Source organism: Streptomyces sp. NPDC002669, from assembly GCF_042889165.1.
Classification (GTDB): Bacteria; Actinomycetota; Actinomycetes; order Streptomycetales; family Streptomycetaceae; genus Streptomyces.
In genome coordinates this window covers 1-23,830 of sequence record NZ_JBIAQQ010000007.1, presented here as the reverse complement: position 1 = coordinate 23,830, position 23,830 = coordinate 1, and the positions used below count along the sequence as shown (strand labels likewise).

General features: G+C 72.2%; 23 protein-coding genes and 1 riboswitch. Of the genes, 11 read left to right on the top strand and 12 right to left on the bottom strand.

The window, feature by feature from the left end; all coding sequences use genetic code 11:
- Positions 1–176 precede the first annotated feature (176 nt).
- Positions 177–1,487 (top strand): sensor histidine kinase, encoded by a 1,311-nt coding sequence (locus tag ACFYW1_RS12805; protein ID WP_388990847.1) that lies wholly within the window; start codon positions 177–179, stop codon positions 1,485–1,487.
- Positions 1,484–2,212 carry a response regulator gene (locus ACFYW1_RS12800; protein WP_388990845.1) on the top strand — a complete coding sequence of 243 codons (729 nt, stop codon included), beginning with the start codon at positions 1,484–1,486 and terminating at the stop codon, positions 2,210–2,212. The genes ACFYW1_RS12805 and ACFYW1_RS12800 overlap by 4 nt, the downstream gene beginning before the upstream one ends.
- A 29-nt stretch (positions 2,213–2,241) precedes the next feature.
- On the opposite strand, the gene ACFYW1_RS12795 is transcribed toward ACFYW1_RS12800, so the two are convergent.
- Positions 2,242–3,441 (bottom strand): MBL fold metallo-hydrolase, encoded by a 1,200-nt coding sequence (locus tag ACFYW1_RS12795; protein WP_388990843.1) that lies wholly within the window; start codon positions 3,439–3,441, stop codon positions 2,242–2,244.
- A 111-nt stretch (positions 3,442–3,552) separates the two neighbouring features.
- On the bottom strand, positions 3,553–3,993 hold the full coding sequence (locus ACFYW1_RS12790; RefSeq protein ID WP_388990841.1) for a PPOX class F420-dependent oxidoreductase: 441 nt from the start codon (positions 3,991–3,993) through the stop codon (positions 3,553–3,555).
- Positions 3,994–4,191: 198 nt separating this feature from the next.
- Between ACFYW1_RS12790 and ACFYW1_RS12785 the strand changes: the two genes are divergently transcribed.
- Positions 4,192–4,755 (top strand): carboxymuconolactone decarboxylase family protein, encoded by a 564-nt coding sequence (locus tag ACFYW1_RS12785; RefSeq protein ID WP_388990839.1) that lies wholly within the window; start codon positions 4,192–4,194, stop codon positions 4,753–4,755.
- A 191-nt stretch (positions 4,756–4,946) separates the two neighbouring features.
- On the top strand, positions 4,947–5,558 hold the full coding sequence (locus ACFYW1_RS12780) for a TetR/AcrR family transcriptional regulator (RefSeq protein ID WP_388990837.1): 612 nt from the start codon (positions 4,947–4,949) through the stop codon (positions 5,556–5,558).
- Positions 5,559–5,614: 56 nt separating this feature from the next.
- On the opposite strand, the gene ACFYW1_RS12775 is transcribed toward ACFYW1_RS12780, so the two are convergent.
- Both ACFYW1_RS12775 and ACFYW1_RS12770 read right to left on the bottom strand, forming a co-directional pair.
- The gene (locus ACFYW1_RS12775) at positions 5,615–6,616 is read right to left on the bottom strand and encodes a DUF6745 domain-containing protein (RefSeq protein WP_388990835.1); all 1,002 of its coding nucleotides are present in this window, start codon (positions 6,614–6,616) and stop codon (positions 5,615–5,617) included.
- A gap of 179 nt (positions 6,617–6,795) precedes the next feature.
- Positions 6,796–7,122 (bottom strand): hypothetical protein, encoded by a 327-nt coding sequence (locus ACFYW1_RS12770; RefSeq protein WP_148840887.1) that lies wholly within the window; start codon positions 7,120–7,122, stop codon positions 6,796–6,798.
- 188 nt (positions 7,123–7,310) lie between these two features.
- Between ACFYW1_RS12770 and ACFYW1_RS12765 the strand changes: the two genes are divergently transcribed.
- The 6 genes from ACFYW1_RS12765 to ACFYW1_RS12740 are packed head-to-tail and all read left to right on the top strand — an operon-like array spanning position 7,311 to position 13,466.
- Positions 7,311–8,261: an STM4015 family protein gene (locus tag ACFYW1_RS12765; RefSeq protein WP_388990833.1), complete on the top strand. Its 951-nt coding sequence runs from the start codon at positions 7,311–7,313 to the stop codon at positions 8,259–8,261.
- Positions 8,262–8,267: 6 nt separating this feature from the next.
- Complete coding sequence (locus tag ACFYW1_RS12760) at positions 8,268–9,239, top strand: STM4015 family protein (RefSeq protein ID WP_388990831.1); 972 nt, start codon at positions 8,268–8,270, stop codon at positions 9,237–9,239.
- Complete coding sequence (locus tag ACFYW1_RS12755; RefSeq protein WP_388990828.1) at positions 9,220–10,374, top strand: STM4014 family protein; 1,155 nt, start codon at positions 9,220–9,222, stop codon at positions 10,372–10,374. The genes ACFYW1_RS12760 and ACFYW1_RS12755 overlap by 20 nt, the downstream gene beginning before the upstream one ends.
- 37 nt (positions 10,375–10,411) lie before the next feature.
- A complete protein-coding gene (locus tag ACFYW1_RS12750; protein ID WP_388991410.1) occupies positions 10,412–11,227 on the top strand; it encodes an STM4013/SEN3800 family hydrolase in 816 nt (271 codons plus the stop codon).
- A complete protein-coding gene (locus ACFYW1_RS12745) occupies positions 11,224–12,588 on the top strand; it encodes an STM4012 family radical SAM protein (protein WP_388990826.1) in 1,365 nt (454 codons plus the stop codon). The genes ACFYW1_RS12750 and ACFYW1_RS12745 overlap by 4 nt, the downstream gene beginning before the upstream one ends.
- An 8-nt stretch (positions 12,589–12,596) precedes the next feature.
- Complete coding sequence (locus tag ACFYW1_RS12740) at positions 12,597–13,466, top strand: STM4011 family radical SAM protein (protein WP_388990824.1); 870 nt, start codon at positions 12,597–12,599, stop codon at positions 13,464–13,466.
- Positions 13,467–13,536: 70 nt separating this feature from the next.
- Here the strand turns inward: ACFYW1_RS12740 and ACFYW1_RS12735 are convergent, their stop codons facing one another.
- The 3 genes from ACFYW1_RS12735 to ACFYW1_RS12725 all read right to left on the bottom strand — a co-directional run bounded on the left by ACFYW1_RS12735 (position 13,537) and on the right by ACFYW1_RS12725 (position 18,103).
- Positions 13,537–14,370, bottom strand: a complete 834-nt coding sequence (locus tag ACFYW1_RS12735) for an SGNH/GDSL hydrolase family protein (protein WP_388990822.1) — start codon at positions 14,368–14,370, stop codon at positions 13,537–13,539.
- Between the two features lie 210 nt (positions 14,371–14,580).
- Entirely contained in the window at positions 14,581–15,552 is a 972-nt protein-coding gene (locus tag ACFYW1_RS12730; RefSeq protein ID WP_388990820.1) for a peptidoglycan DD-metalloendopeptidase family protein, read from the bottom strand.
- A gap of 3 nt (positions 15,553–15,555) precedes the next feature.
- A riboswitch (cyclic di-AMP (ydaO/yuaA leader) is annotated at positions 15,556–15,710 on the bottom strand.
- Between the two features lie 296 nt (positions 15,711–16,006).
- Complete coding sequence (locus ACFYW1_RS12725) at positions 16,007–18,103, bottom strand: alpha-galactosidase (protein WP_388990818.1); 2,097 nt, start codon at positions 18,101–18,103, stop codon at positions 16,007–16,009.
- Between the two features lie 223 nt (positions 18,104–18,326).
- Here ACFYW1_RS12725 and ACFYW1_RS12720 point away from each other — a divergent pair, with 223 nt between their 5' ends.
- On the top strand, positions 18,327–19,139 hold the full coding sequence (locus ACFYW1_RS12720; protein ID WP_388990816.1) for a tyrosine-protein phosphatase: 813 nt from the start codon (positions 18,327–18,329) through the stop codon (positions 19,137–19,139).
- 52 nt (positions 19,140–19,191) lie between these two features.
- On the opposite strand, the gene ACFYW1_RS12715 is transcribed toward ACFYW1_RS12720, so the two are convergent.
- The 5 genes from ACFYW1_RS12715 to ACFYW1_RS12695 form a co-directional block, all read right to left on the bottom strand.
- Entirely contained in the window at positions 19,192–19,359 is a 168-nt protein-coding gene (locus ACFYW1_RS12715; protein WP_177328335.1) for a DUF6126 family protein, read from the bottom strand.
- 29 nt (positions 19,360–19,388) lie between these two features.
- Positions 19,389–19,997 carry a helix-turn-helix domain-containing protein gene (locus ACFYW1_RS12710; protein ID WP_388990813.1) on the bottom strand — a complete coding sequence of 203 codons (609 nt, stop codon included), beginning with the start codon at positions 19,995–19,997 and terminating at the stop codon, positions 19,389–19,391.
- A gap of 74 nt (positions 19,998–20,071) precedes the next feature.
- Positions 20,072–21,469 (bottom strand): aspartate aminotransferase family protein, encoded by a 1,398-nt coding sequence (locus ACFYW1_RS12705; RefSeq protein WP_388990811.1) that lies wholly within the window; start codon positions 21,467–21,469, stop codon positions 20,072–20,074.
- Positions 21,466–23,367: a 1-deoxy-D-xylulose-5-phosphate synthase gene (dxs, locus tag ACFYW1_RS12700; protein ID WP_388990809.1), complete on the bottom strand. Its 1,902-nt coding sequence runs from the start codon at positions 23,365–23,367 to the stop codon at positions 21,466–21,468. Before dxs ends, ACFYW1_RS12705 begins: the two co-directional genes overlap by 4 nt.
- Before the next feature lie 27 nt (positions 23,368–23,394).
- A partial coding sequence (locus tag ACFYW1_RS12695; RefSeq protein ID WP_388990807.1) for a flavodoxin-dependent (E)-4-hydroxy-3-methylbut-2-enyl-diphosphate synthase occupies positions 23,395–23,830 on the bottom strand: 436 nt, incomplete at its 5' end.

Here is a 23,830-nt window from a genome sequence, read left to right as displayed (position 1 = left end):
GCTAGGAGCGCGCCCGGCTCCCGCGCGTCGGCCGCCCGGTCCCTTCGCCGTACCGCATCGGGACGAGCCGCCCTGACGTCATCCCTGCGATGTAGGCGCCCGATGTACGCGGGCGCCGGAAACCGACCGCCGGGGCGGACTCCGACGGATCGGGCGGCGGCGACAATGAGCCGGTGATGAACGTACGTACGACACCGGCGCGGCCGGCGGGTTCGGTCCGCCGGGCGTTCCGCGACGCCAGGGTGCCGGCCGGTCCGCCGTTGCGACTCACCCGGCGCGCCCGGCAGTTCGACGTACTGCTGGCGCTGGTGCTCGGAATCGTCACCGTCTACTACGGCGTCGACAACGTCGGCAATGTCGTGGTGCGCGAGATCGCGCCAGGGGTGCGGATCGAGAATCCGCGTCCGTCCGGTACCGGCGGCCTGGTCCTCATGGTGACCCTCGCGGCCGTCGCCTCGGGTGCCCTGGCGCTGCGCCGCCGCTGTCCGCTCGCCGTGCTGTGCGTCGTGACGGCCGCGACGCTGGCGACGCCGCAGAGCGTCCTGCGGCTGACCTTCTACGCGTTCGTCATCGCCGTCTACAGCGCGGCCGTGTTCAGCCCGTACCGGACGGCGACCCTGGCGGCCCTGCCCGTGTCGGTCCTCCTGGTCAGCACCTCGGGGAACTCGGTGACACCGGTCGTCCCCAACGAGTACGTCGTCCTGCTGATCCTGGTCCCGATGGCCGGGGCCGCCCTCGGTCTTCGTACCTGGAAACTCCGCACCGACGAGGGCCGGGCCCGGCTCGCCGCCCTGGAACGGGAACAGGCCGAGACCCTGCGCCGGGCGGTCGAGCACGAACGCGCGAGGATCGCCCGCGAACTGCACGACGTCGTCACGCACAACGTCAGCGTGATGGTCATTCAGGCCGGTGCCGCCCGCAAGATCATGAAGACCGCCCCCGAGCAGGCCGGTGAGGCCCTGCTCGCCGTCGAGGCCGGCGGCCGAGCGGCCATGACCGAACTGCGGCACGTCATGGGCCTGCTCACCATGGCCGGGGACGACGAACCGGCGGACGGGGCCGGGGGCTTGGCCGACGGGGGCACGGAGCTGACCCCGCAGCCCGGCCTGGCTCAGCTGGACACGCTCGTCGGACGCGTACGGGACGCCGGCCTGCCGGTCGACGTGACCGTGACCGGCCCGCCCCTGGAACTCCCGCCCGGCATCGAGCTCGCCGTCTACCGGGTGGTCCAGGAGGCCCTGACCAACACCATGAAGCACGCGGCCGGGGCCACCGCCCGCGTGACCGTCGAGCACGGACCAGAACGGCTCCGGGTGGAGGTCACCGACACCGGTGGGCCCCCGGGCGCGGGTGCGGACACCGGAAACGGCCGGGGCCTCATCGGCCTGCGCGAACGTCTCGCCGTCTACGACGGAACCCTGAGCACCGGCAGACGCCTGACCGGCGGCTACCGTGTGGAAGCCCTGATCCCCCTGGAGACACCGTGACCGAGCAGCCGCCGCGGGTGGTCCTGGCCGACGACCAGACCCTGGTCCGCACCGGGTTCCGGATGATCCTCGGCGCCGACGGCATCGACGTCGTCGCCGAGGCGACCAACGGGGCCGAGGCGGTCGAAGCGGTCCGCCGCACCCGTCCCGACGTGGTCCTGATGGACATCCGGATGCCGGAGATGGACGGCCTGGAGGCCACCCGCCGCATCCTCACCGCTCCCCGGGTCCCCGGCTCCGCCCCGGCCGGGGAGGCCCCGTTCCCCGGCGAACCCCGCGTCATCATCCTGACGACCTTCGACCTCGACCGGTACGTGTACGCGGCCCTGTCCGCCGGGGCCAGCGGCTTCCTCCTCAAGGACGTCACCCCCGAGCACCTGGCCTCGGCGGTGCGCACGATCCGTACCGGTGACGCCCTCCTCGCGCCCGCCATCACCCGTCGCCTCGTGCAGCGGTTCGCCCGGCACGGCAGCGACGCCGCCGCCCTCCACCGAGACCTCGCCTCGCTCACGCCGCGCGAACTGGAGGTCCTCGGCCTGCTCGCCCGGGGACTGAGCAACGCCGAGCTCGCCGCCCGCCTGCACCTGGCCGAGACCACCGTCAAGACCCACGTCGCCCGCATCCTCGCCAAGCTCCGGCTGCGGGACCGGGTCCAGGCCGTCATCGTCGCCTACGAGACGGGACTGGTCGGCGCGGGCGCTCACGGAGCCGCCGAGCAGGTGTAGGCCGTCCCGCCGCGCCGCACGGAGCGGCGTCACCGCCCGCCCGCGAGGTCGAGGTCGTCGCTGCGCGACCCGACGGCCGCCCCGGCCGGCCGGGGCCGGCGCCACGGGTGGGCGATCGGGTGGGACACCCCGCGCCACCAGGGGTCGGCGGGCAGCTTCCCGGCGGGTTCGAACGGCTCGCCGGGACGGGGGAGCGCCACCGCCTGGCCCGCCTCCTCGGCCGCGTCCTTCGTCCACTCCCCCGGCTCCGCCCACGGGTGCGGGGCCAGGTTGAAGGTGCCCCAGTGGATGGGGAGCATCACGCCGGACGGGCTGCCGCCCTGGAGATCCAGGTGGGCCCGCACGCCCTCGGCCGGCGTCATGTGGATGTCGGGCCAGTACTCGGAGTACGCGCCGATCTGGATCATCGTCGCGTCGAACGGGCCGTGTGCGGCGCCGATCTCCGCGAAGCCGGGGAAGTAGCCCGTGTCCCCGCTGTGGTAGATCCGGTGCTCGGGCCCCGCGACGGCCCAGGACGCCCAGAGCGTGTGCTGCTGGTTGCGCAGGCCGCGGCCGCAGAAGTGCCGGGCCGGGGTGGCGGTGAGGCCGATCCCGGCGACCCGCGTGGTCTCGTTCCAGTCCAGCTCGCGCATCCGGTCCGGGGTCACGCCCCAGCGTTCCAGATGGGCGCCGACCCCGAGCGGGACGACGAAGACCGTGTCCGTGCCCGCGAGGGCCCGGACCGTCGGCAGGTCGAGGTGGTCGTAGTGGTCGTGGGAGATCACCACCGCGTCCACCGGCCCGAGCGCGGCGAGCGGCAGCGGCACGGGGTGCAGCCGCCGGGGCCCGGCGAAGGCGAAGGGCGAACAGCGTTCGCCCCACACCGGGTCGAAGAGCACCCGTCGGCCGTCGATCTCGGCGAGCACACTGGAGTGGCCCATCCAGGTGAGCCGCAGTCCCGTGGCGGGCGGCTCGGCGAGATCGGCGTAGGTGGTGGCATGGACGGGCACGGTGCCGGACGGGGCCCGGCGCGCCCGCTCCTCCTTGCGGAAGTAGACCTTGGCGAACTCCAGGGCGGAACCGGACGGCCTGGTCCGCGCCCCCACCGGGTTCTGGAAGACGCCGTCGGCGAAGTTGGGCGAGCGGCGGATGCGCTCCATCCGGGCACCGTCCGGATCCGCGCCGAAGGCGAGGGGACGCTGCGCACGCAGCCGGGTGCGCAGCGGAGGCAAGGGATCGGCGCCGGTCACAGCAACTCCTGAGAGGGTCGGTCTTGTCCCATTATGGGGAGGGGGTACGGCAGTGCGGGAACGGAACGGCCGGCGAGGCGCCGCACGGGGCGGCGGCCCGGCCGGGCCGCGTCAGCCACGCGGCTGCCCGTACACGTGCTCGATGTGCAGTCGCAGCACGACGCGCCGGTCCCGGACCATCGCCGCGCGGTAGTCGTCCCAGTCGGGGTGTTCGCCCTGGACGTCGCGGTAGAGCGTGATCAGCTCCTCCACCGTCGCGTCGTGCGGTTCGGCGGCGACCGGGGACAGCTCGGCGGTGGCGTCCACCGCCGTCCACGCCCAGCGGTCCGCGCTGGTGACGTGGTAGCTCGCCCGCGGGTCGCGGCGGAGGTTCCTGGTCTTCACCCGGCCGTCGGTGATCGAGACGCGGACGATGCGCTCCTGCGGATAGTAGAAGTGATTGACATTGGACAGCTGGGGCCTGCCGTCCTGCCCGAGTGTCGCGAGCACTCCGCCGTTCTCCTCGGCGAGCAGCCCGAGCAGTGCTTCCTGCCGTGCGTCGAATCCCGTCATGCAGGGACCAACGTCCGTGCCCGCCTCAGGATTCCGCTTCCGGTGGCGTGCCGTGTCACATCCGCGGGGCCGCCATCCGTCGCATCGGTGCGAACGGCCCGCCCGCGGCGTCCCACGGCACCGCCGGACGGCATCCGCGTCGCATCGGATTCGCATCCGGAAGCCGTATTCAGAAGTCGTACGCGAAGGAGAATGGACATGACCACCCGCATATCGCTCGACCCGCCCCGCACGCTGCTGTTCCGTGCCGTTTCGTGGTACTCGAAGCGCACGTACGGCAAGGTCGTCGATCCCGTACGGGCCTACGCCCACCACACCGGGGTGCTGTGGTCCCTGCTCCGTCTCGAACTGGCGGCGGGCCGCTGGAAGAAGCTCGACCCGCAGCTCAAGGCGCTGGCCGTGATGACGTCGGCGGCCACGGTCGGTTGCAGCTGGTGCCTGGACTTCGGCTACTGGGAGAACCACCGTCACGGCATGGACCCGCGCAAGCTGCGCGATGTGCCGGTGTGGCGGGAGAGTGAGGCGTACACCCCGCTGGAGCGTGATGTCATGGAGTACGCGGAGGCCATGAGCGTCACCCCGCCCGAGGTCGGTGACGAGTTGGCCGAGCGGTTGCGGACCGTGCTGGGCGAGGAGGCGTTCGTCGAGCTCACGACCATGGTGGCGTTGGAGAACATGCGTTCTCGGACCAACTCCGCGCTCGGTCTGACCAGCCAGGGCTTCAAGGACCGGTGCGACATCGAACGTCCCGCGCCCCGCTGACCGCCACGATCGCTCCGGTCCGTCGGTCGGCCGGTCGCCGACCGGCCGACCGGTCCCCGTTGCCGCAACGTCCGGCACGGGCGGGGCGTCGCGGCAGGTCCGGAGCCGGGGCGTCGGCCGAACCGGGACGGAGCCGGACACGGCTGCGCCCCCGGTCTTCCCGCCGGAGGCATATTCGTTAGGGTGACGCCGTGGCAAGAGTGCGGTTGAGCGTGGCGGAACGACGCGAAGAGCTCCTGCGCGCTGCCGTCGAGCAGATCGAGGTGCGGGGTGTCGCGGCGGTCCGGATCGCCGATGTCGCCTCTGTGCTCGGGGTGAGCAACGCGCTCGTGCTCTATCACTTCTCCACCAAGGAGAAGCTGGTCGCGGCGGCCTTCGCCCATGCCGCCGAGGCCGATCTCGCTCATCTGCGCAAGCTGTTGGGCCGTCGCACGAGCGCGGTGCGCCGGCTGCGCGCCGCCGTCCGCTGGTACGCGCCGACGGGGCAGGCCAAGGGCTGGCGGCTGTGGATCGAGGGCTGGGCCGGCTCGCTGCGCGATCCGGCACTGCGCAACGTGGCCGGCGATCTCGACCAGCAGTGGAAGGCGGAACTGGCCGAGGTCATCGAAGAGGGTGCCGCCGCCGGTGAGTTCCAGTGCGACGACCCGATGTCGGCCGCCTGGCGGCTGACCGCCCTGCTGGACGGTCTGGCCGTGCAGATGATCTCGTACGCGGGCCCGCTCTCCCGCACCACGATGCTGGCCTGGACCGAGGAGGCGCTGGCCCGCGAACTCGGCATCGACCGCGCGACGCTGACGGCCTGAGCCGACGGTCCGCCCCGTCGGGCACGGGGCGGCACTCCGTCCGGCCGACGGGGGGGTCAGGTCTGCTGCAGGGGCGCGTACTCCTCGCTCCCGACCCCGAACGTCCAGGCCACCCCCGCCTTCGCGGTCCGGGTGTTCGGCGGCACCCGGAGCCAGTAGACGCGGTGCGTCCCGTCCGGCTCCGGGGTGGAGTTGACCACCTCGACCATCACCACGTCCTCGTCGCCGTCCAGCGCGATCCGCCAGAGGACACCGGTCTCGTCCCGGTGCACCGGCTCGGCGCCCGACTCGCTCAGGTAGCGGTCGTAGCCGTAGAACTCCAGCATCACGCGGCGCAGTTCGGCGTTCTCCTCCTCGCGTATCCGCTTCGGGGTCAGCGCGTTGAGCTCGTCGAGGAACTCGGCGGGCACCGGCATGCCGCGCCAGGCGTAGAGGGCGAAGCCGTCGGCGTAGGCGAGCGCGGGGCCGTCCCCCCGGTCGAGCCTCCCCGCCTCGTCCCGGTGCAGCACCTGCGGTCGTTCGCTGATCACCACGGCACGCTCGTAGGGCCACCACCAGCCCGCGTTCCTGGCCACCTCGGCCAGGCCGTTCAGCCGGTCTCCCCGGCCGTCGAAGGCCGCGAGCCAGGCCGCGTCGTGCTGGCCGAGGACGGCGTCGAGCAGCACCAGCCGGACGTCGGACTCGTCCTCCGGGCGCTTCGCGAGGTCCGCGACGACCCCGGCCCGGATCCGGTCGGCGAGCGCCGCCGTGGTCTCCCACAGCTGGGCCCCCGTCGCGGACCACAGGGCGGACCAGCCCGCCGGACCCAGTTCGTCGTACATCCGGCGGCGCTCCTGCGCCCAGGGCCTGGTCCGCACCTCGTCGCGCACCGAGCGGCCGGCGTCCACCAGCTTCTCGACGGCCTCCACCGCGGCTCGGGGCGATTCGACCCAGACGATCCGCTCCGGCTCGGCGAGCCCCGCGCTGCGGTAGGCGAGCCGCAGCCCGTCCTCGGCCGCGGCCCGGTCCGCCGTGCCCGTCGCCGCCGCCACGGTCCGCCATGAGTCCACGTACTGCATCGGTCTTCCCCGTCCCCTGTTGTGATTCCGTGTGTTCGCGTATCCGCGTGTCTGCGTATTCATGTGTCCGTGCGTCCGTGCGCAGCGGCTGCGCACGGGGCGTCCCGTGCGGGGGCGCGGTGAGCGGTGCGCCGTGGCGATCCGGTGTGCCGCCGTGCCCCGCACCGTTCTCCGGCGCGTCAGTCCGCGACGATGCGGATCGCTCCCGGCGCGTACTCCCGCTGGCGCACCACCCGGTACCAGCCCTTCGGCAGCGGTATCGTCGCGTGCTCCTCGTGCACCACCCGTCCGCCCTCGGGGAGATGGAGCAGCATCGGCCCGAAGGCCCCCGCCTCGCGCATCAGCCGGCCCGGCCCCTGGATGGCGTGGGCGTGACCCGTGACCTCCCCCAGCGCGAGGACCATGCGGCCCCGGGCGTCCCTCGGCTCGCCCGGCGCCTCCAGGAGCTGCGCGGGCACCTCCGACTCCTCCAACGACATGATCAGTACATCGCCCTGCCGGTACACAGACGTCTCCCCTCGATGGCCGCACCCGCTGTGCCGGCCACGCAGAAAACGCTACGACGAGGGTCTGACAATCGGCCGCGGCACCGCCCGGCCGTCCCGCCGCGGGAGGTCCCGGCCGTGCCGTTGTCAGTGTGACTTGATAAACCTTGGGGACATCAGTCGTCCCCCAGTACCAGGAGCTCAGGGTCATGTCCGGTGTGGACCATCTGCACGAGTTTTTCGGCCTTCCCGTCGTCCAGTTCCAGCACACGGCGGAGGAAGCGCCCGTGCAGGCCGCCGACGCGGCAGCCTGGCGCATCTCGGTCGAGCCGTACGAGGAGGAGACGACCTGGGAAGAGGCGTTCGAGGCGTTCCTGCGGACGGTCGATCCGGCCGGGGTGCGGGCTCTGGTCATTGGCCAGTGGGGCGAGTCGTACGAGGAGAAGTCGTCCTACCCGATCGACCTGATCATCGCCGCCGCCGACCGGTTCACCTCACTGCGGGCCGTCTTCGTCGGTGACCTGATCATGGAGGAGAGCGAGATCTCCTGGATCGAGCAGTCGGACGTCACGGCGCTGCTCAGGGCCTTCCCCGAGCTGGCCGAGCTGGGGGTGCGCGGCGGTTCGGAGCTGGTCTTCACGCCCTCGAAGCACGAGCGGCTGAGCGCGCTGACCATCGAGACCGGGGGTCTGCCGGTCGAGGTGATCCGCGGCATCCTGGACAGTGAGCTGCCCGCGCTGGAGCGGCTCGACCTCTGGCTCGGTGTCTCCGCGTACGGCGGCGACGCCGATGTGGCGGACCTGGCCCCGCTGCTCTCCGGCACCCGCTTCCCCCGGCTCACCCATCTCGGCCTGCGCAACAGCGAGTTGCAGAACGAGATCGCCTCGGCCGTCGCCAGTGCCCCGGTCGTCGCGCAGCTGAAGGTCCTCGACCTGTCCAACGGCACGCTGGGCGACGAGGGCGCGGCGGCGCTGCTGGACGGCCAGCCCCTCACCCATCTCGAACGGCTCGACCTGCACCACCACTTCATGACCGAGCCGATGGAGCGCCGGGTCACGGAGGCGCTGGAACCGCACGGCGTGCGGGTCGACGTGTCGGAACGCAACGAGCCCTGGGGCGATCGCGGCGTCGAGGGCCGCTACACCTCGGTCGCGGAGTGATGCGCGGTGTCGGACATCGGCCACCCCGAAACGTTCCACGGCCTGCCCGTCCTCACCCTGCCCGGCCCTGACCGGGCCTCCGACGTCCCTCTCCCGGACGCCGGCTCGGTGGCGTGGCGGCTGGAGAGCGCCTGGCAGGACGACCTGACCTTCGGCGCGCTGTGGCAGCACTTCGTCGACACGGTCGACACGACGCGGGTGCGGGCCCTGCTGATCGGTCCCTGGTGGCAGGAGGAGTACGAGAGCTTCGCCCCCGTCGTCGAGCTGCTGACCGGTCACGCGGACCGGTTCCCGGCCCTGCGGGCGCTCTACCTCGCCGATGTGGTCGGTGAGGAGTGCGAGCTGTCCTGGCTCGAGATGTGCGACATCACCCCGGTGGTCGAGGCGTTCGGGCAGCTGGAGGAGCTGACGGTGCGCGGCTGCGGCGAACCGGTCGGCGACCGAGAGGTCCTCGCCCTGCGGCCGGTCCGGCATCCGGCTCTCAAGTCGCTGCGGTTCGAGTCCGGCGGGCTTCCGGCCGGGGTCGTGCGGGCGGTCGGGGCGTCGGAGCTGCCCGCGCTGGAGCGGCTCGAACTCTGGCTCGGCGTCACCGAGTACGGCGGCGACGCCACGGTCGCGGACCTCGCTCCGCTGCTGTCCGGGGCGGCGTTCCCCGCCCTGCGCCATCTGGGGCTGCAGAACAGCGAGATCCAGGACGAGATCGCGGCGGCGGTCGCCTCCGCACCGGTCGTCGCCCGGCTGGAGTCGCTCTCCCTCGCGATGGGCACCCTGGGAGACGAGGGGGCCCAGGCGCTGCTCTCGGGCCAGCCCCTCACCCATCTGGCCTCACTGGATCTGCACCACCACTACATCGGCGCCCCGCTGGTGGACCGCCTGCGGGACCTGCTGGGTCCCGACCGGGTGAACACCGATATCGACGAGGCCGAGTACTGGGACCCGGAAGAGGACGAGCACCGTTATGTCGCCGTCAGCGAATAGCGCGGCCGGCCCGGTGCCGCGCTTCGCCGTCGTGGGTGTGCCCGGCAACCGCCGGGTCGCGTTCTTCCAGGACGCCGTGCGTGCCGCCGGGCTGCCGGCGGCACGCGTCGTGCCCTGGCTGGACGTCCTGCGCGGCGAGGCGGCCTTCCGGCCGGACGAGACCGTGCGGATGGACTCGCCCGGCGAGGACGCCGAGGTGGAGCGGCTGCTCAGGGCGGTCGACGATCCGACCAGGGTCGAGGGGACCGCGCTCTGGTACGCCCGGTTCACCGGGGCCGTCCGGGCGGTGGCGCGGGCGGCGGACGCCGCCGGGGCCGTACTGCTCGACGATCCCGGCGAGGCCGCCGTGCTGTTCGACAAGCGGCTCTGCCACGCCGTGCTGGACGGCGCCGGGGTGCCCGTCCCGGCGTCTCCGACGTCGGGCGCCGCGGCGCCGGTGGTGCGGGACTGGGCGGACGTGCGCGAGCGGATGGCGGCCCTGGGCACGCCCCGGGTCTTCGTGAAGCTCGCGCACGGTTCGTCCGCCTCGGGGGTCCTGGCCGTGGAGACGGCCGGGCCCGGCCGGATCAGGGCCACCACCTCGGTGGAGCGGGACGCGTCCGGACGGCTGTTCAACTCGTTGCGGGTGCGCCGCTGCACGACGGAACCGGAGATCGCCGCGATCGTCGACGCGCTGGCACCCGACGGGCTGCACATCGAGCGCTGGCTGCCCAAGGCGACCCGGCGAGGCCGGGCGACGGACCTGCGGGTCGTGGTGGTGGCGGGCAGGGCCACTCACGCCGTCGTGCGCACCAGCAGCTCCCCCATGACCAATCTTCACCTCGGCGGCGAACGCGGAAGCCTCGACGAGGTGCGTGCGGCCGTCGCGGCCGCGGGCGGCAGCTGGGCCGACGCCCTGGCCGTGTGCGAGCGGGCGGCGGCGTGCTTCCCGGACACGCTGTGCGTGGGCGTCGATCTGCTGCCCTCGACCGACTGGCGGCGCTTCGCCGTCGGGGAGGTCAACGCCTTCGGCGACCTGCTGCCGCGGCTGACCGGACTGCCCGGCAGCGGCGCCGAGGGACTGGACACCTACGCGGCGCAGGTCGCCGCCGTACAGAACAGAGCAAGGAACCACCGTGCAACCGCCACCGCCTGACACCTCGCCCACTCCTGCGGAGGCTCCGGCCCCGGACATGGGCGAGATCGTGGGCAGCCACGATCTGCTGCTCGTCACCCTCGACACGCTGCGCCACGACGTGGCGGCGGAGCTCGCCGCCGCGGGACGCATCCCGAACCTGGCGCGTCACCTGCCGGGCGGGGTCTGGGAGGAACGCCATGCGCCGGGCAGTTTCACCTACGCCTCCCACCAGGCGATCTTCGCGGGCTTCCTGCCGACCCCGGCCGGTCCCGGACCGCACCCCCGGCTGTTCGCGGCACGTTTCGCCGGCAGCGAGTCGACCGCGTCGGGCACCTTCGTCTTCGACCGGCCGGACCTGATGTCCGCCCTCGCCGACGTGGGCTACCGCACGGTGTGCATCGGCGGTGTCGGTTTCTTCAACCGGCGGCCGCCGCTCGGTTCCGTGCTGCCGGACATGTTCCAGGAGAGCCACTGGGAACCGGAGTTCGGGGTGGCATCGCCCACCTCCTTCGAGGCGCAGGTGACCCGCGCCGAGCAGGTGGTGGCGGAACTCCCGGCCGAGCAGCGGCTGTTCCTCTTCGTGAACGTGTCCGCCCTGCACCAGCCCAACTGGTTCCACCTGCCGGGCGCCACCCGCGAGGCGGGTGACTCCCGCGCCACCCACGCCGCCGCCCTGGAGTACGTCGACGCCCACATCGGCCGGCTCTTCGCCGCCGCGAGCAGCCGCCGCCGCTGCTTCGCCATCGTGTGCTCCGATCACGGCACGGCGTACGGGGACGACGGCTACACCGGTCACCGGCTCGGGCACGAGTCCGTCTGGACCGTCCCGTACGCGCACTTCTTCCTGGAACCGGGGGCCACCGCACCATGAACCGCACCACGACCGCCGCACCGGCCGTCCGCCCGTATCAGAGCTACGTCTACGCCTACCCGCACAAGACCGCCTACCGGCCGCTCGCCGACCGGCCGGAGCTGCGCGAGTTGTGGGCGGGCGAGCGCAGGGACGCGCTCTCGCTCTATCTCCACATACCCTTCTGCGAGGTCCGCTGCGGCTTCTGCAACCTCTTCACCAGGATCGGCGCACCCGACGAGCTGACGACCCGTTATCTCGACGCGCTGGACCGGCAGGCCACGGCCGTCCGGGAGGCGCTGGGCGACGCCGAGCCGGTACGTTTCGCGGCGGCCGCGTTCGGCGGGGGCACGCCCACGTTCCTGACCGCGGCGGAACTGGAGCGGCTCTGCGACATCGCGGAGAAGCGGATGGGCGCCGATCTGCGCTCCGTCCCGCTGTCGGTCGAGACGTCTCCGTCGACCGCGACCGCCGACCGGCTGGCCGTCCTGGCCGACCGGGGCGCGACCAGGATCAGCATCGGGGTGCAGAGCTTCGTCGAGGCCGAGGCGCGTGCCGCCGTGCGCCCGCAGCGCCGTGCCGACGTGGAGGCGGCGCTCGACCGGATCCGCGACGCCGGGGTCCCGATCCTCAACATCGACCTGATCTACGGCATCGACGGCCAGACCGAGGACAGCTGGCGCACCTCGCTGGACGCGGCGCTCGGCTGGCGGCCGGAGGAGCTGTACCTCTACCCGCTGTACGTGCGCCCGCTGACCGGTCTGGGGCGGCTCGGCGCCGACGGCGAGGCGGCCGCGGACGCGGCCTGGGACGAGCAGCGGCTGCGGCTGTACCGCGCGGGCCGGGACCATCTCCTCGCCCACGGGTACGAGCAGGTCTCGATGCGGATGTTCCGCCGCGCCGACGCCCCGCGCACGGACGGCCCGGACGACCACGCCTGCCAGACCGACGGGATGATCGGCCTGGGGTGCGGGGCCCGCTCGTACACCACGAGGCTGCACTACTCCTTCGACTACGCGGTGGAGATGCGGGAGGTGCGGGCGATCATCGACGGCTACACCGCCACCGAGGACTTCTCGCGCGCCGAGGTCGGCCGGTACGTCGACGGCGACGAGGCCCGCCGCCGTCACCTCCTCCAGTCGGTCCTCCAGGCCGAGGGGCTGCGCATCGACGACTACCGGGAGCGGTTCGGCAGCTCGCCCGCCGACGACTTCCCCGCCGAGCTGGCCCGCTTCGAGGCCCGCGGCTGGCTCGACGCGCCGGCCGGCGGGGCCGGGCTGCTGCGGCTCTCCCCCGAGGGACTGGCCCACTCCGACGCCCTGGGTCCCGAGCTCTTCTCCCCCGGTGTACGGGCCGCGATGGCCGCGTACGAACTGAAGTGAGCGGGCCCATGGACCTGACCATCCTCTACCGCGGCCCGCTCTCCTCGTGCGACTACGACTGCCCGTACTGCCCGTTCGCCAAGCGGCGCGACAGCCGGGAGCAGTTGCGCGCCGACCGCGCCGCGCTGGAGCGGTTCACGGCGTGGGCCGCGGCGCAGACCGGTGACCGGCTCTCGGTGCTGTTCACTCCGTGGGGCGAGGGTCTGGTCCGCTCCTGGTACCGCCGCGCGCTGGTCGAGCTGGCACAGCTGCCGCACGTCCGCCGGGTCGCGATCCAGACCAACCTCAGCGGTCGTACGGGGTGGCTGGCCGAGGCGGGCGGGGCCGGCCGCGAGAAGATCGCGCTCTGGTGCACGTACCACCCGGGGCAGACGCCGTACGAGAGGTTCCTCGGCAAGTGCCGGGAGCTGACCGCGCTGGGCGTTCGGCACAGTGTCGGGGTCGTCGGGCTCGACGAGCACCTGGCGGAGGCGCGACGGCTGCGGGCCGCGCTGCCGGACGAGGTCTACCTGTGGGTGAACGCCGCGGAGGGCCACGCCTACACGGACGAGGAGGCGGACCGCTGGACGGCCCTCGACCCGCTCTTCCCGTACAGCCGGCATCCGCACCGGTCGGCGGGGCTGCCCTGCCGGACCGGTGAGTCGGTCGTCTCGGTGGACGGGGAGGGCACCGTGCGGCGCTGCCACTTCGTACCGGCGGAGCTCGGCAACCTCTACGACGGGAGCTACCGGCGGGCGCTCGGGCCGCGGGCCTGCCCGCTGGCGGTCTGCGACTGCCACATCGGGTACGTGCATCTGGAGACGCTGCCGCTGTACGACGTCTTCGCGGGCGGCGTGCTGGAGCGGATACCGGCGTCGTCGCCGCCGTCCCTCCTCTGACGGGCCCGAGGCCCGGATCCGTCCGTCGCACGGCCGGGTCCGGGCCACACCGCCCGGGGGGGGGATCCCTCTAGAGCGGCAGCAGGTCCGGCCGCTTCGCCTCGACGTGGTCGCCGGAGGACTCGCCGCGCAGCCGTCGGCCGATCCACGGCACCAGGTACTCGCGCGCCCAGTGGATGTCGTCGCGCCGCACTTCGAGCGTGCCGCGCTGGGCCTGCGGGGGCCATTCCTGGTCGGGGTCAGCCGGCACCTCCATGCCGAGGACCTGGGCGGCGCGCAGTGCGACCCTGGTGTGCCCCTCGGGCGAGAGGTGGAGCCGGTCGTCGTCCCAGGCGCGCCGGTCCTGGACGGACCGCAGCGACCACAGGTCGAGGACCGGGCACCCGTAGCGGTCCGCGACGGCCCGCACATGGGCGTTGTACGTGGCGATCTTGCCGCGCAGGTGGCGCAGCACGGGAACGCCACGGGTGTCGAAGCCGGTGGTGATCATGACCGTTCCGACCGATCCGGTCAGGTCGGCGACCGCGCGCTCGAAGCGCTCGGCCACGTCGTCGGGGTCGGTGCCGGGGCGGATGATGTCGTTGCCGCCCGCGCAGAAGCTCACCAGGTCGGGGGCGAGTTCCTTGGCGCGGGGCACCTGCTCCTCGATGATCTGGTCGAGGAGGCGTCCACGTACGGCGAGGTTGGCGTACCTGAAGTCCCCGTGGGGACCCGCGTCCGTTCCGGTGTCCGGGAGTTGGTCCGCGAGGAGTACCGCGAACCGGTCCGCCCAGCCGACGAAGGTCCCGTCCGGACCCGGGTCGCCGACTCCCTCGGTGAAGCTGTCGCCGATCGCCGCGTACGACCCGATGACACCATGTCGGTTGATGACGCCACGTTGATTTTTTCTCGAATCGTCTGCCACAAGCGCTTATCCTGCACCGCCGAATGTGACCTACGCGACCGTAATATGGGGTTGACGGGAGGTGAGATAGACCACCCGGTCAGTTTTTGGCAAAGGGGGAATACGACGAAGGGGCGGTGCGCCGCCGCGCACCGCCCCTTCCGTGTCGCCGGGGTCGGATTCCGCCGTCCGGCTTCCCGGCCGTGCGGATCGGACGTGGATCCGTACGGATCAGACGTAGATGCCGTGCGAGGCCAGGTAGGCGATCGGGTCGATGTCCGAGCCGTACGCCGGGCCCGTGCGGACCTCGAAGTGCAGGTGCGGGCCGGTGGAGTTGCCGGTGGAGCCGGAGAGGCCGATCTGCTGCCCGGCGCTCACGCTCTGGCCCGCCGAGACGGAGAGGGAGGACATGTGGCCGTACTGCGAGTAGCGGCCGTCGGCGTGCTTGATGACGACCTGGTTGCCGTACGCGCCGCCCCAGCCGGCGGTGACGACGGTGCCGGAGGTGATGGCCTTCACACTGGTGCCGGTGGAGACGGGGAAGTCGATCCCGCTGTGGCTGCCGCTGGACCAGTTGGATCCGGAGGCCCGGTAGTTGGTGGTGTGGTTGCCGGGAACCGGGTGGACGTAGCCGGAGCCGGTGCTCTGGGCGGCCGGAGCGGAGGTCGCGGCCTTGGACTGGGCCACGGGCGCGGACTTGACCGGGGCCGACTCGGCCGGGGCGGCCTGGGCCGGGGCCGACTTCTTCGCGGCCGACGGCGCCGAGGGGGCCTTCGACGGGAGGGAGGAGCCGGTGCCCGTGCCGGTGGACGCGGCACCGGCGGACGCCTTGCCTCCGATGGTCAGCTTCATGCCCGGGAAGATCAGGCCGGGGTTCTCGCCGACGACCTGGCGGTTGTCCTGGTACAGCTTCTGCCAGCCGCCCTGGACCTTGTGCTCGGTGGCGATCTTCGCGAGGTAGTCGCCGGAGACGACGGAGTACGTCGTGGTGGCGGGGGCCTGCTTCTGCGCGACCGGCTGGGCGTGCGTGGTGGTGACGGGGGCCTTCTGCGGCACGGCGGCCGGGGCGGCCTGCTCTGCGGCGTGGGCGCCGGTGGCGCCGAGCAGCGGGAGCGCGATGACGGCGCCGCCGGCGCTCGCCGCGACGACGCCGCGGGCGATGGGGCCGGCCTTGGGACGACGGTGCTTACCCGAGATGGGCATGAAGTGTTTCCTCTCCGGCGCCTGCGAGGTGAGCTGTCGGGTTCGGGCTGGAGATGCCCGGCCGCGCGAACGCGACTTCACCCCTAGCCGGCCGGATTCACCGGTCGGCGACTTACCTGGTTCCCCCGCTCCTGCCACGCGATCAGTGGATATGAATTCCGGTCGGCGGCAGGATTGGGCGGTCCGTCCGGATTGACGGTGACCGTAGGCGAGCCGGGACGGTGAGAACAAGCCATGGGTTCCACTCCGGATTCCGCACCCGGGAAATCGGTGCGGAATTCCGGTCACACTCCGTGGATTAAGGATCTTGCCTTTCCGCGCCACGCACGGAATTCCCGGCCGCCCCTCCGCCACACACCGTCACGGATATGATCCCGCTCACGAGCGGGCAACCATCCCCCATGCACCTCGGGCAAGTTGCGACAAAATACGCATTACGGACACTCTACGCGGGTCACCCTTTTCTGAGCCTCAGCACGCGCGCGTCGAGGTCTCCCCGGAGCCCGGTGTGCAGTCCGCGGTGCAGCAGCACCGAACCGTGGTGCACCGCCCCCGTCTCCAGGCAGGTGTACGTGGCCCCGGGGTCGATCCCGCGCAGCCGCAGGGCCGGCGGCCGCTCCCGGTGGCGCTGGGTCTCCAGCCACATCAGGACCACGGTCTCCTCGCCACGGACGTACTGGACCGCGCCGAGGCCGCCGCCCGGGGGGCGCAGCCGGTACAACTCGCCGTGCTGCACCACCGGCCGGATCTCCTTGTACAGCTCCACCCATTCCCGCGCCTCGGTGAGCTCCCCCTCGCTCCACTCCGCGAGGTCCCCGCCGATGCCGAGCACTCCGGCCATCGCGCTCACGAAGCGGAAGCGCAGGGAGCTGACCCTGTCGTTGAACTGGACGTTCGGGCTGTCGGTGACCCAGGCGGCCATCACCCGGGCCGGGTGGATCTGGCCGAAGCCCTCCTGGATGGCGAGCCGGTCCAGCGGGTCGGTGTTGTCGGAGGTCCACACCTGGTCCGTACGGGACAGGATTCCCAGGTCGATCCGCCCGCCGCCGCCCGAGCAGGACTCGAACGCGACGGAGGGGTGCGCGGCCCTGAGCCGGTCGATCAGCCCGTACAGGGCGCCCACGTGCTCGACCCAGAGCTTCTGCGGATACTCCTCGCCCGGCCACCCCGCATCGGTGAAACAGCGGTTGAAATCCCATTTCACATAGTCGATGGGAGCGCTGGAGAGCAGGGTGTCCAGCTGCTCCAGGAGATATTCGCGCACATCGGCACGGGCCAGGTTGAGCACCAGCTGATTGCGGTACTCGGTCCGCTTCCTGCCCGGGAAGTGCTGCACCCAGTCGGGGTGCGCGCGATAGAGATCACTGTCCGGGTTGACCATTTCCGGTTCGACCCAGATACCGAACTGCATGCCGAGTGCGTGCACTTCGTCCGCGAGCGGCTTCAGCCCCTCGGGAAAGCGGTCCGGGTTCGGTGTCCAGTCGCCGAGCCCGGCCCGGTCGCTGGTCCGCTGCCCGAACCACGCGTCGTCCACGACGAAGAGTTCCACGCCCACCTCGGCGGCGCGGGCGGCGAGGGCGCGCTGCTGCTCCAGCGAGACGTCGAAGCCGGTCGCCTCCCAGGAGTTGTAGAGCACCGGCCGGAGGCTCTCCGCGTTCGGGACCACATGGGCCAGCTGCCAGGCGTGCCAGGCGCGGCTCGCCCCGCCGAACCCCCGCCCGCTCCACAGACCGGCGAACACGGGCGTGGTGTACGACTCCCCCGGGGCGAGCCGCAGCAGTCCGGAGTCGTCGTGGCCCGCGCCGCCGGTGATCTGCACCAGCCCGTCGGGAAGCCGCTGCACGCAGATCCGCCACGATCCGGACCAGGCGAGCGCGCAGCCGTACACCTCCCCGCTCTCCTCGGTCGCCGTGCCGTCGGCGTCCAGCGCGACCCACGGCAGGTGCTGGTGGCCGGTGTGGCCGCGCCTGCTGGAGGTGACGCTCTCGCCGTGCATCAGCTCCGCCCGTTCGAGCTGCGACTCCGCCGCCCAGCGTCCGTGCAGCCGGCTCAGCCGCCAGCCGTCGCGGGCGGGCAGCGACCAGGCGGCCGCGTCGGCGCGCAGCAGTTCCAGCGGCGGGCCGTCCGGTCCGGCGTGGGTGACGGTGGCCCAGCGCTCGACGACGTCGGAGTCCTCCCGCATCCGGTAGTGCAGTACGAGGGCGAGCCGGTGCACGGCGTCGGTGAAGCCGACGCGCAGCTCGTCCCCGTCCACCGCGGCCTCGGTGAAGGACCACTCGGTGCCCCGGACCTGCGGGGTGCGCACCGAGAGGGCCGGGCGGGCGAACCGGGGGCCGCCCTCCACCGGGTACTCCTCGCGCCCGTCGAGCCAGGACTCGAAGGCCCAGGAGGACGGCTCCGGCTCCTTCGCCAGGGACTCGGCCGCCGCGAGGGAGAGCTTCGGCCCCCAGTGCAGATGGATCAGCTCGTCCCGCTCGGTGAGGCGCAGCGCGTAGCTGCTGTCCGCCCCGGTGAGCAGCCAGATCCGGCCCGTGTTGCCCGTCTCGATCATCGCATCCCCACATTCCAACAGTTCCGCACATCATCGAGCATCACCGGACGCCGGGCAACGGCGCGCGGGCAATTCGCCGGACGGACTGGCCGCGGGAGCAAGGGAGTTCACGGGGTATCGACAGGAAATGGCCGAGATGATTGCCTGAGGAATCCATGTCGTATCGTCGCGGGAGTGGCCTTGCCGGCGACTCGCGCCGGCCCCAGACACTCCAGGAGTCGCCGTGACCCAGCAGTTGCCGCAGATCCCGTCGACGGAACCCGAACTGGCGGGCGTCCGCAACTTCCGCGACGTGGGCGGCCTGCCCACCGCGGACGGCCGACGGGTGCGGCACGGGCGGCTCTTCCGCAGCGGTCACCTCGCGCACGCCACGGCCGAGGACGCCGCCTTCCTCGGCGGCCTCGGTCTGCACACCGTCTTCGACTTCCGCAACGAGACCGACCGGCGGCTCGACGGCCTGGACGTGGAGCTGCCCGGCGTGCGGAGCGTGAACATACCCCTCTCCGACCCGGCCGACGGGGCGGAGTTCTGGCACGTGGTCCGGGACGGCGACGTCTCGCAGCTGCACGCGATACTCGGCGACGGCAAGGGGGTGAACCGGATGGTCGCCTCGTACCGGTCGATCATCCTGGACCGGACCGCCGAGCACAGCCGAGTCCTGCACGCCCTGGCCGAGGACAGCGTCCCGGCACTGATGCACTGCGCGGCGGGCAAGGACCGGGCCGGCCTGGCGATCGCGGTGTCGCTGCTGGCCGTGGGCGTCGGCCGCGAGGAGATCGAGGCCGACTACCTGAAGTCCAACGACGCCCACCGCCGCTACAAGGTGCGCCGCAGCGACATGTCGGCGAAGGGCATGTCGGACGAGGTGATGGAACTGCTCAACCCGCTCTTCGGCGCCCGTGCCGAGTACCTGTCCGCGGCCTTCGCCGTCATCGACGAGACCTGGGGCGGCACGGACCGCTACCTCTCCGAGGGGCTGAAGCTCTCCGCCGGGACCCGCGAGCGACTGCGCGACCGGCTCCTCGACGAGTCCTGAGCGGGAACGGGACGCGGCCGGAAGTGGTGTCCGGCCGCGTCCCGGCGCGTGTTCAGCCCTTGCCGGCCACCGCGAACAGCAGGTAGAGGAAGGCCGCGAAGATGTGCCCGGCGATGAGGTAGGCGAACAGCCGGATCACCACACCGCGGGGGAACTTCCGTTCCTGGGCCTCGTACTTCTTCGTGGACCCGAGCGGGTCGAAGTTCTCCGAATCGGACATGACGGTCCTCTCTGGTGACCGGGCCGGTCTCAGCGCCGGTGGATGCCGCCGCCGAGGCACAGCTCGGCGGCGGGGCTCTGCAGCAGGGTGTGGACGAAGAGCAGCTCCGCGCCGTCGCGGTCGAGGGCCGCGAGCCGGTGCGGGGTGAGCGAGTCGAAGTGCGCGCTGTCGCCGGGGGCGAGGTCGTGCACGGTGTCCCCGAGCGTGACGCGCAGGTGTCCGGCGAGCACGTACACCCACTCCTCGCCCGGGTGGACCCGCACGAGGTCGCCCTGCGCGCCGTGGGGAACCCGGACCCGGAGGGCCTGCATCGCCCGGCCCGAGCCGCCGGCCTGCTGGTAGGACCAGCCGTCGGCCTCGGCCCCCTCGAACTTTCCGCCGCGGATGATCGCGTCGCGTTCGGGGGGTGTCTCGCCGAGCAGCTCGGAGACCGTCGTACCGTAGATCCTGGCAAGACCGAGGAGCATCGGCAGCGAAGGCTGGCGCCGGCCCGTTTCGAGCCGGGAGAGGTGGGCGGGGGAAAGCCCCGCCCGCTGGGCGGCGGTCTCCAGGGTGAGACCGCGGCTGCGGCGCAGATCGCGCAGGCGTGGTGCGACTCCGGGCAGCTCGTCGGCCGCCCCTCCGTCCGGAGGATTCATGTACCCATTGGGCCAGGATCCTGCCTCGGAGGCAAATTTCTTGCCTCCGAGGCAAAAGCGTCCGGGAGCCCGGGTCAACGGTTGGCCACGGCCTGCTTCACCAGGGTCCGGCCGAAGTCCCACATCAGTCCGCCGCCGCTGTGGGCGTCGTCCATGACCTCGGTGAACGCCGTGACGAACCGGTCCACCTCCGGCTCCCCGATCACCAGCGGCGGGATCAGCTTGATCACTTCCATGTGGTCGCCCGAGACCTGGGTGAGGATGCGGTGCTTCTGGAGCAGCGGCACCACCACCATCTGCGCGAACAGTCCCTTGCGGGCCGCCTGCAGCATGGTCCAGCGGCTGCGCAGCTTCAGCGACGACGGCCGGCCGAACTCGATCCCGATCATCAGTCCGCGCCCGCGCACCTCGTGCAGCAGCTCGTAGCGGTCGACCAGCGCGCCCAGCCGTTCCCTCAGCAGGTCGCCGGTGCGGCGCGCGCGGGCGACGATCTGCTCGTCCTCCATCACCGCGAGGACGGCGAGTCCGGCCGCCATCGCCTGGGCGTTGGAGCCGAAGCTCGCGGAGTGGACCAGGACCCGGTCCATCGACGAGTAGACCCGCCGGAAGATCCAGTCCTTGCCGAGGGTCGCCCCGACCGGGACGTAGCCGCCGGAGAGTGCCTTGGCGACGCAGACCAGGTCGGGTTCGACGCCCTCCTCGTGCTGGTACGCGTAGAAGTCGCCGGTCCGGCCGAGGCCGGTCTGCACCTCGTCCACGATGAGCAGGGCCTTGTGCCCGTGCAGCAGCTCCTGGGCCGCCCGCAGGAAGCCGGGGGGCGCGGCGTGGACCCCCTTGCCCTGGATCGGCTCGACGATCAGCGCCGCCACGTCGCCGCGCCCCAGTTCGCGCCGCAGTGCGCCGAGGTCGCCGAGGCCGATGGCGGTGTCCGGCAGCAGGGGGGCGAAGCCGTCCCGGAAGCCGTCCTCGCCGTTGACCGAGAGGGAGCCGGTCGTCAGCCCGTGGAAGGAGTGGGCGCAGTGGAGGATCCTGGGCCGGCCGGTGGCGCGGCGGGCGAACTTCAGGGCCGTCTCGACCGCTTCCGTGCCGCTGTTGCCGAAGAACACCCGGTCCAGGTGCGGGCTGTGCGCGAGCAGCTTCTCGGCCAGCAGGCCGGGCAGCGGCTGGCAGTCGAACCGGGTGAGGTCGGCGAGCGAGGCGTCCAGGACGTCGTGCAGGGCCTTGCGCACGACGGGGTGGTGCCGGCCGATTCCCATCACGCCGAACCCGGCGAGCATGTCGAGGTAGTCGTTGCCGTCCGCGTCCCAAAAGTACGCGCCCTCGGCCCGTTCGTAGACCTTGTCGAAACCGATGGTGCGGAGCATCCGGGGCAGCTGGTGGTTGAGGTGCTTCGTGTGCAGTTCGTAGCGTTCGGCGCCGCGCTCCGCGAGGAGCCGCGCCAGGTCGAAGCCCTTGGGGTCGTCGTCCTTCATTCCCCGCTCTCCTCGGTGCTCGTCGCCGCCTCCCTGGCGGCCAGTGCGGCGCTGATCCGTCCGGCGATCTCCACCGGGGTGAGCCCGATGTCGGCCAGTACCTCGGCCCGCTTGCCGTGGGCGAGGAACTGCTCGGGGATGCCGAACGTCCGCAGCGGTACGTCGATCCCGGCGTCCCGCAGCGCCTGACCGACCGCCGAACCGACGCCTCCCGCCCGGCTGTTGTCCTCGACGACGGCGACCAGCCGGTGCCGTGCGGCGAGCGGGGGCAGTTCCCCGTCGACCGGTTTGACCCAGCGCGGGTCGACGACGGTGCAGCGGATGCCGCCGCCGGCCAGCAGGTCCGCCGCCCCCAGGCAGACCGGGGCGAGCGCGCCGACGGCCACGAGCAGCACATCGGGGTCGTCCGCCCGGTGCAGCACGTCCATGGAGCCGATCCGGTCGAGCGCCGGGACCGGCTCCCCCACCGACTCCTTGGGGAACCGGATCACGGTGGGGGCGTCGTCGACGGCCACCGCCTCGCGGAGCTGGGCCCGCAGCTGGCCGACGTCGCGCGGGGCGGCGATCCGCAGCCCGGGCACGACCTGGAGCACGGACATGTCCCACATCCCGTTGTGCGAGGGTCCGTCGGGTCCGGTGACCCCGGCCCGGTCGAGGACGAAGGTCACCCCGCACCCGTGCAGCGCGACGTCCATCAGCAACTGGTCGAAGGCCCGGTTGAGGAAGGTGGCGTAGACGGCGACGACCGGGTGGAGTCCGGCGGTGGCGAGCCCGGCCGCGGAGACGACGGCGTGCTGTTCGGCGATGCCGACGTCCCAGACCCGGTCGGGGAACGCCTCGGCGAACCGGGTGAGCCCGACGGGGTCCAGCATCGCCGCGGTGACGGCCACGACGTCCGGCCGTTCCGCGCCGATCAGGGCGATCTCGTCGCCGAACACCGAGGTCCAGGACGGCCCGCCGGGCGGGGCCAGCGGTGCGCAGGTCAGCGGGTCCATCGCGCCGACGGTGTGGAAGCGGTCGGCCTCGTCGTGGAGCGCCGGCGGGTAGCCGCGGCCCTTCTCGGTGATGCAGTGCACCAGCACCGGCCCGTGGAAGCGCTTCGCCCGCTTCAGGGCGGACTCGACGGCCGCGATGTCGTGCCCGTCGACCGGACCGACGTACTTGAGCCCCAGGTCCTCGAACATGCCCTGCGGGGCGAAGGCGTCCTTGAACCCCTTCTTCGCGCCGTGCAGCGATTCGTACAGCGGCGGTCCGACGACCGGTGTCTGCCGCAGCACGCCCTTGCCCCAGGAGAGGAAGCGCTCGTAGCCGTCGGTGGTGCGCAGGGTCGCGAGGTGGTCGGCGAGGCCGCCGATGGTGGGGGCGTACGAGCGCTCGTTGTCGTTGACCACGATGACCAGCGGCCGGTCCCGCGCGGCCGCGATGTTGTTGAGCGCCTCCCAGGCCATTCCGCCGGTGAGGGCCCCGTCCCCGATGACGGCCACCACGTGGTCGTCGCGCCCCAGCACCTGGTGGGCCTTGGCGATGCCGTCGGCCCAGCCGAGGACGGTCGAGGCGTGGGAGTTCTCGATGACGTCGTGCGCGGACTCCTCGCGGCAGGGGTATCCGGACAGTCCGCCCTTGCCGCGCAGCTTGGAGAAGTCCTGCCGTCCGGTGAGCAGTTTGTGCACGTAGCTCTGGTGCCCGGTGTCCCAGAGGATCCGGTCCACGGGCGAGTCGAAGACCCGGTGCAGGGCGATGGACAGCTCCACCACGCCGAGGTTGGGTCCCAGGTGGCCGCCGGTCCTCGCCACTGCCTGGATGAGGAACTTCCTGATGTCGTCGGCGAGTTCGCCGAGTCGTGCTTCGTCCAGCGCCTTGAGATCGTGCGGCCCCCGGACGTTCTCCAGAATCGTCATGCTCGGGCCCCCTCTCCTGGTTCCGTTTCAGTTCACGGTGACGGCGGGCGCCCCCGACGGCGTCCCGGTGCCCTCCATGCCCTCGGCGATCTTCAGGGCTTCCTCGATCAGCGTCTCGACGATCTTCGACTCGGGCACGGTCTTGATGACCTCGCCCTTCACGAAGATCTGCCCCTTGCCGTTGCCCGAGGCCACCCCCAGGTCCGCCTCGCGGGCCTCACCGGGGCCGTTGACGACGCAGCCCATCACGGCCACCCGCAGCGGGACCTCCATGCCCTCCAGACCCGCCGTCACCTCGTCCGCCAGCTTGTACACGTCCACCTGCGCCCGCCCGCACGACGGACAGGACACGATCTCCAGCCTGCGCCGGCGCAGGTTGAGCGATTCCAGGATCTGGATGCCGACCTTGACCTCCTCGGCCGGCGGCGCGGACAGCGAGACCCGGATGGTGTCCCCGATCCCC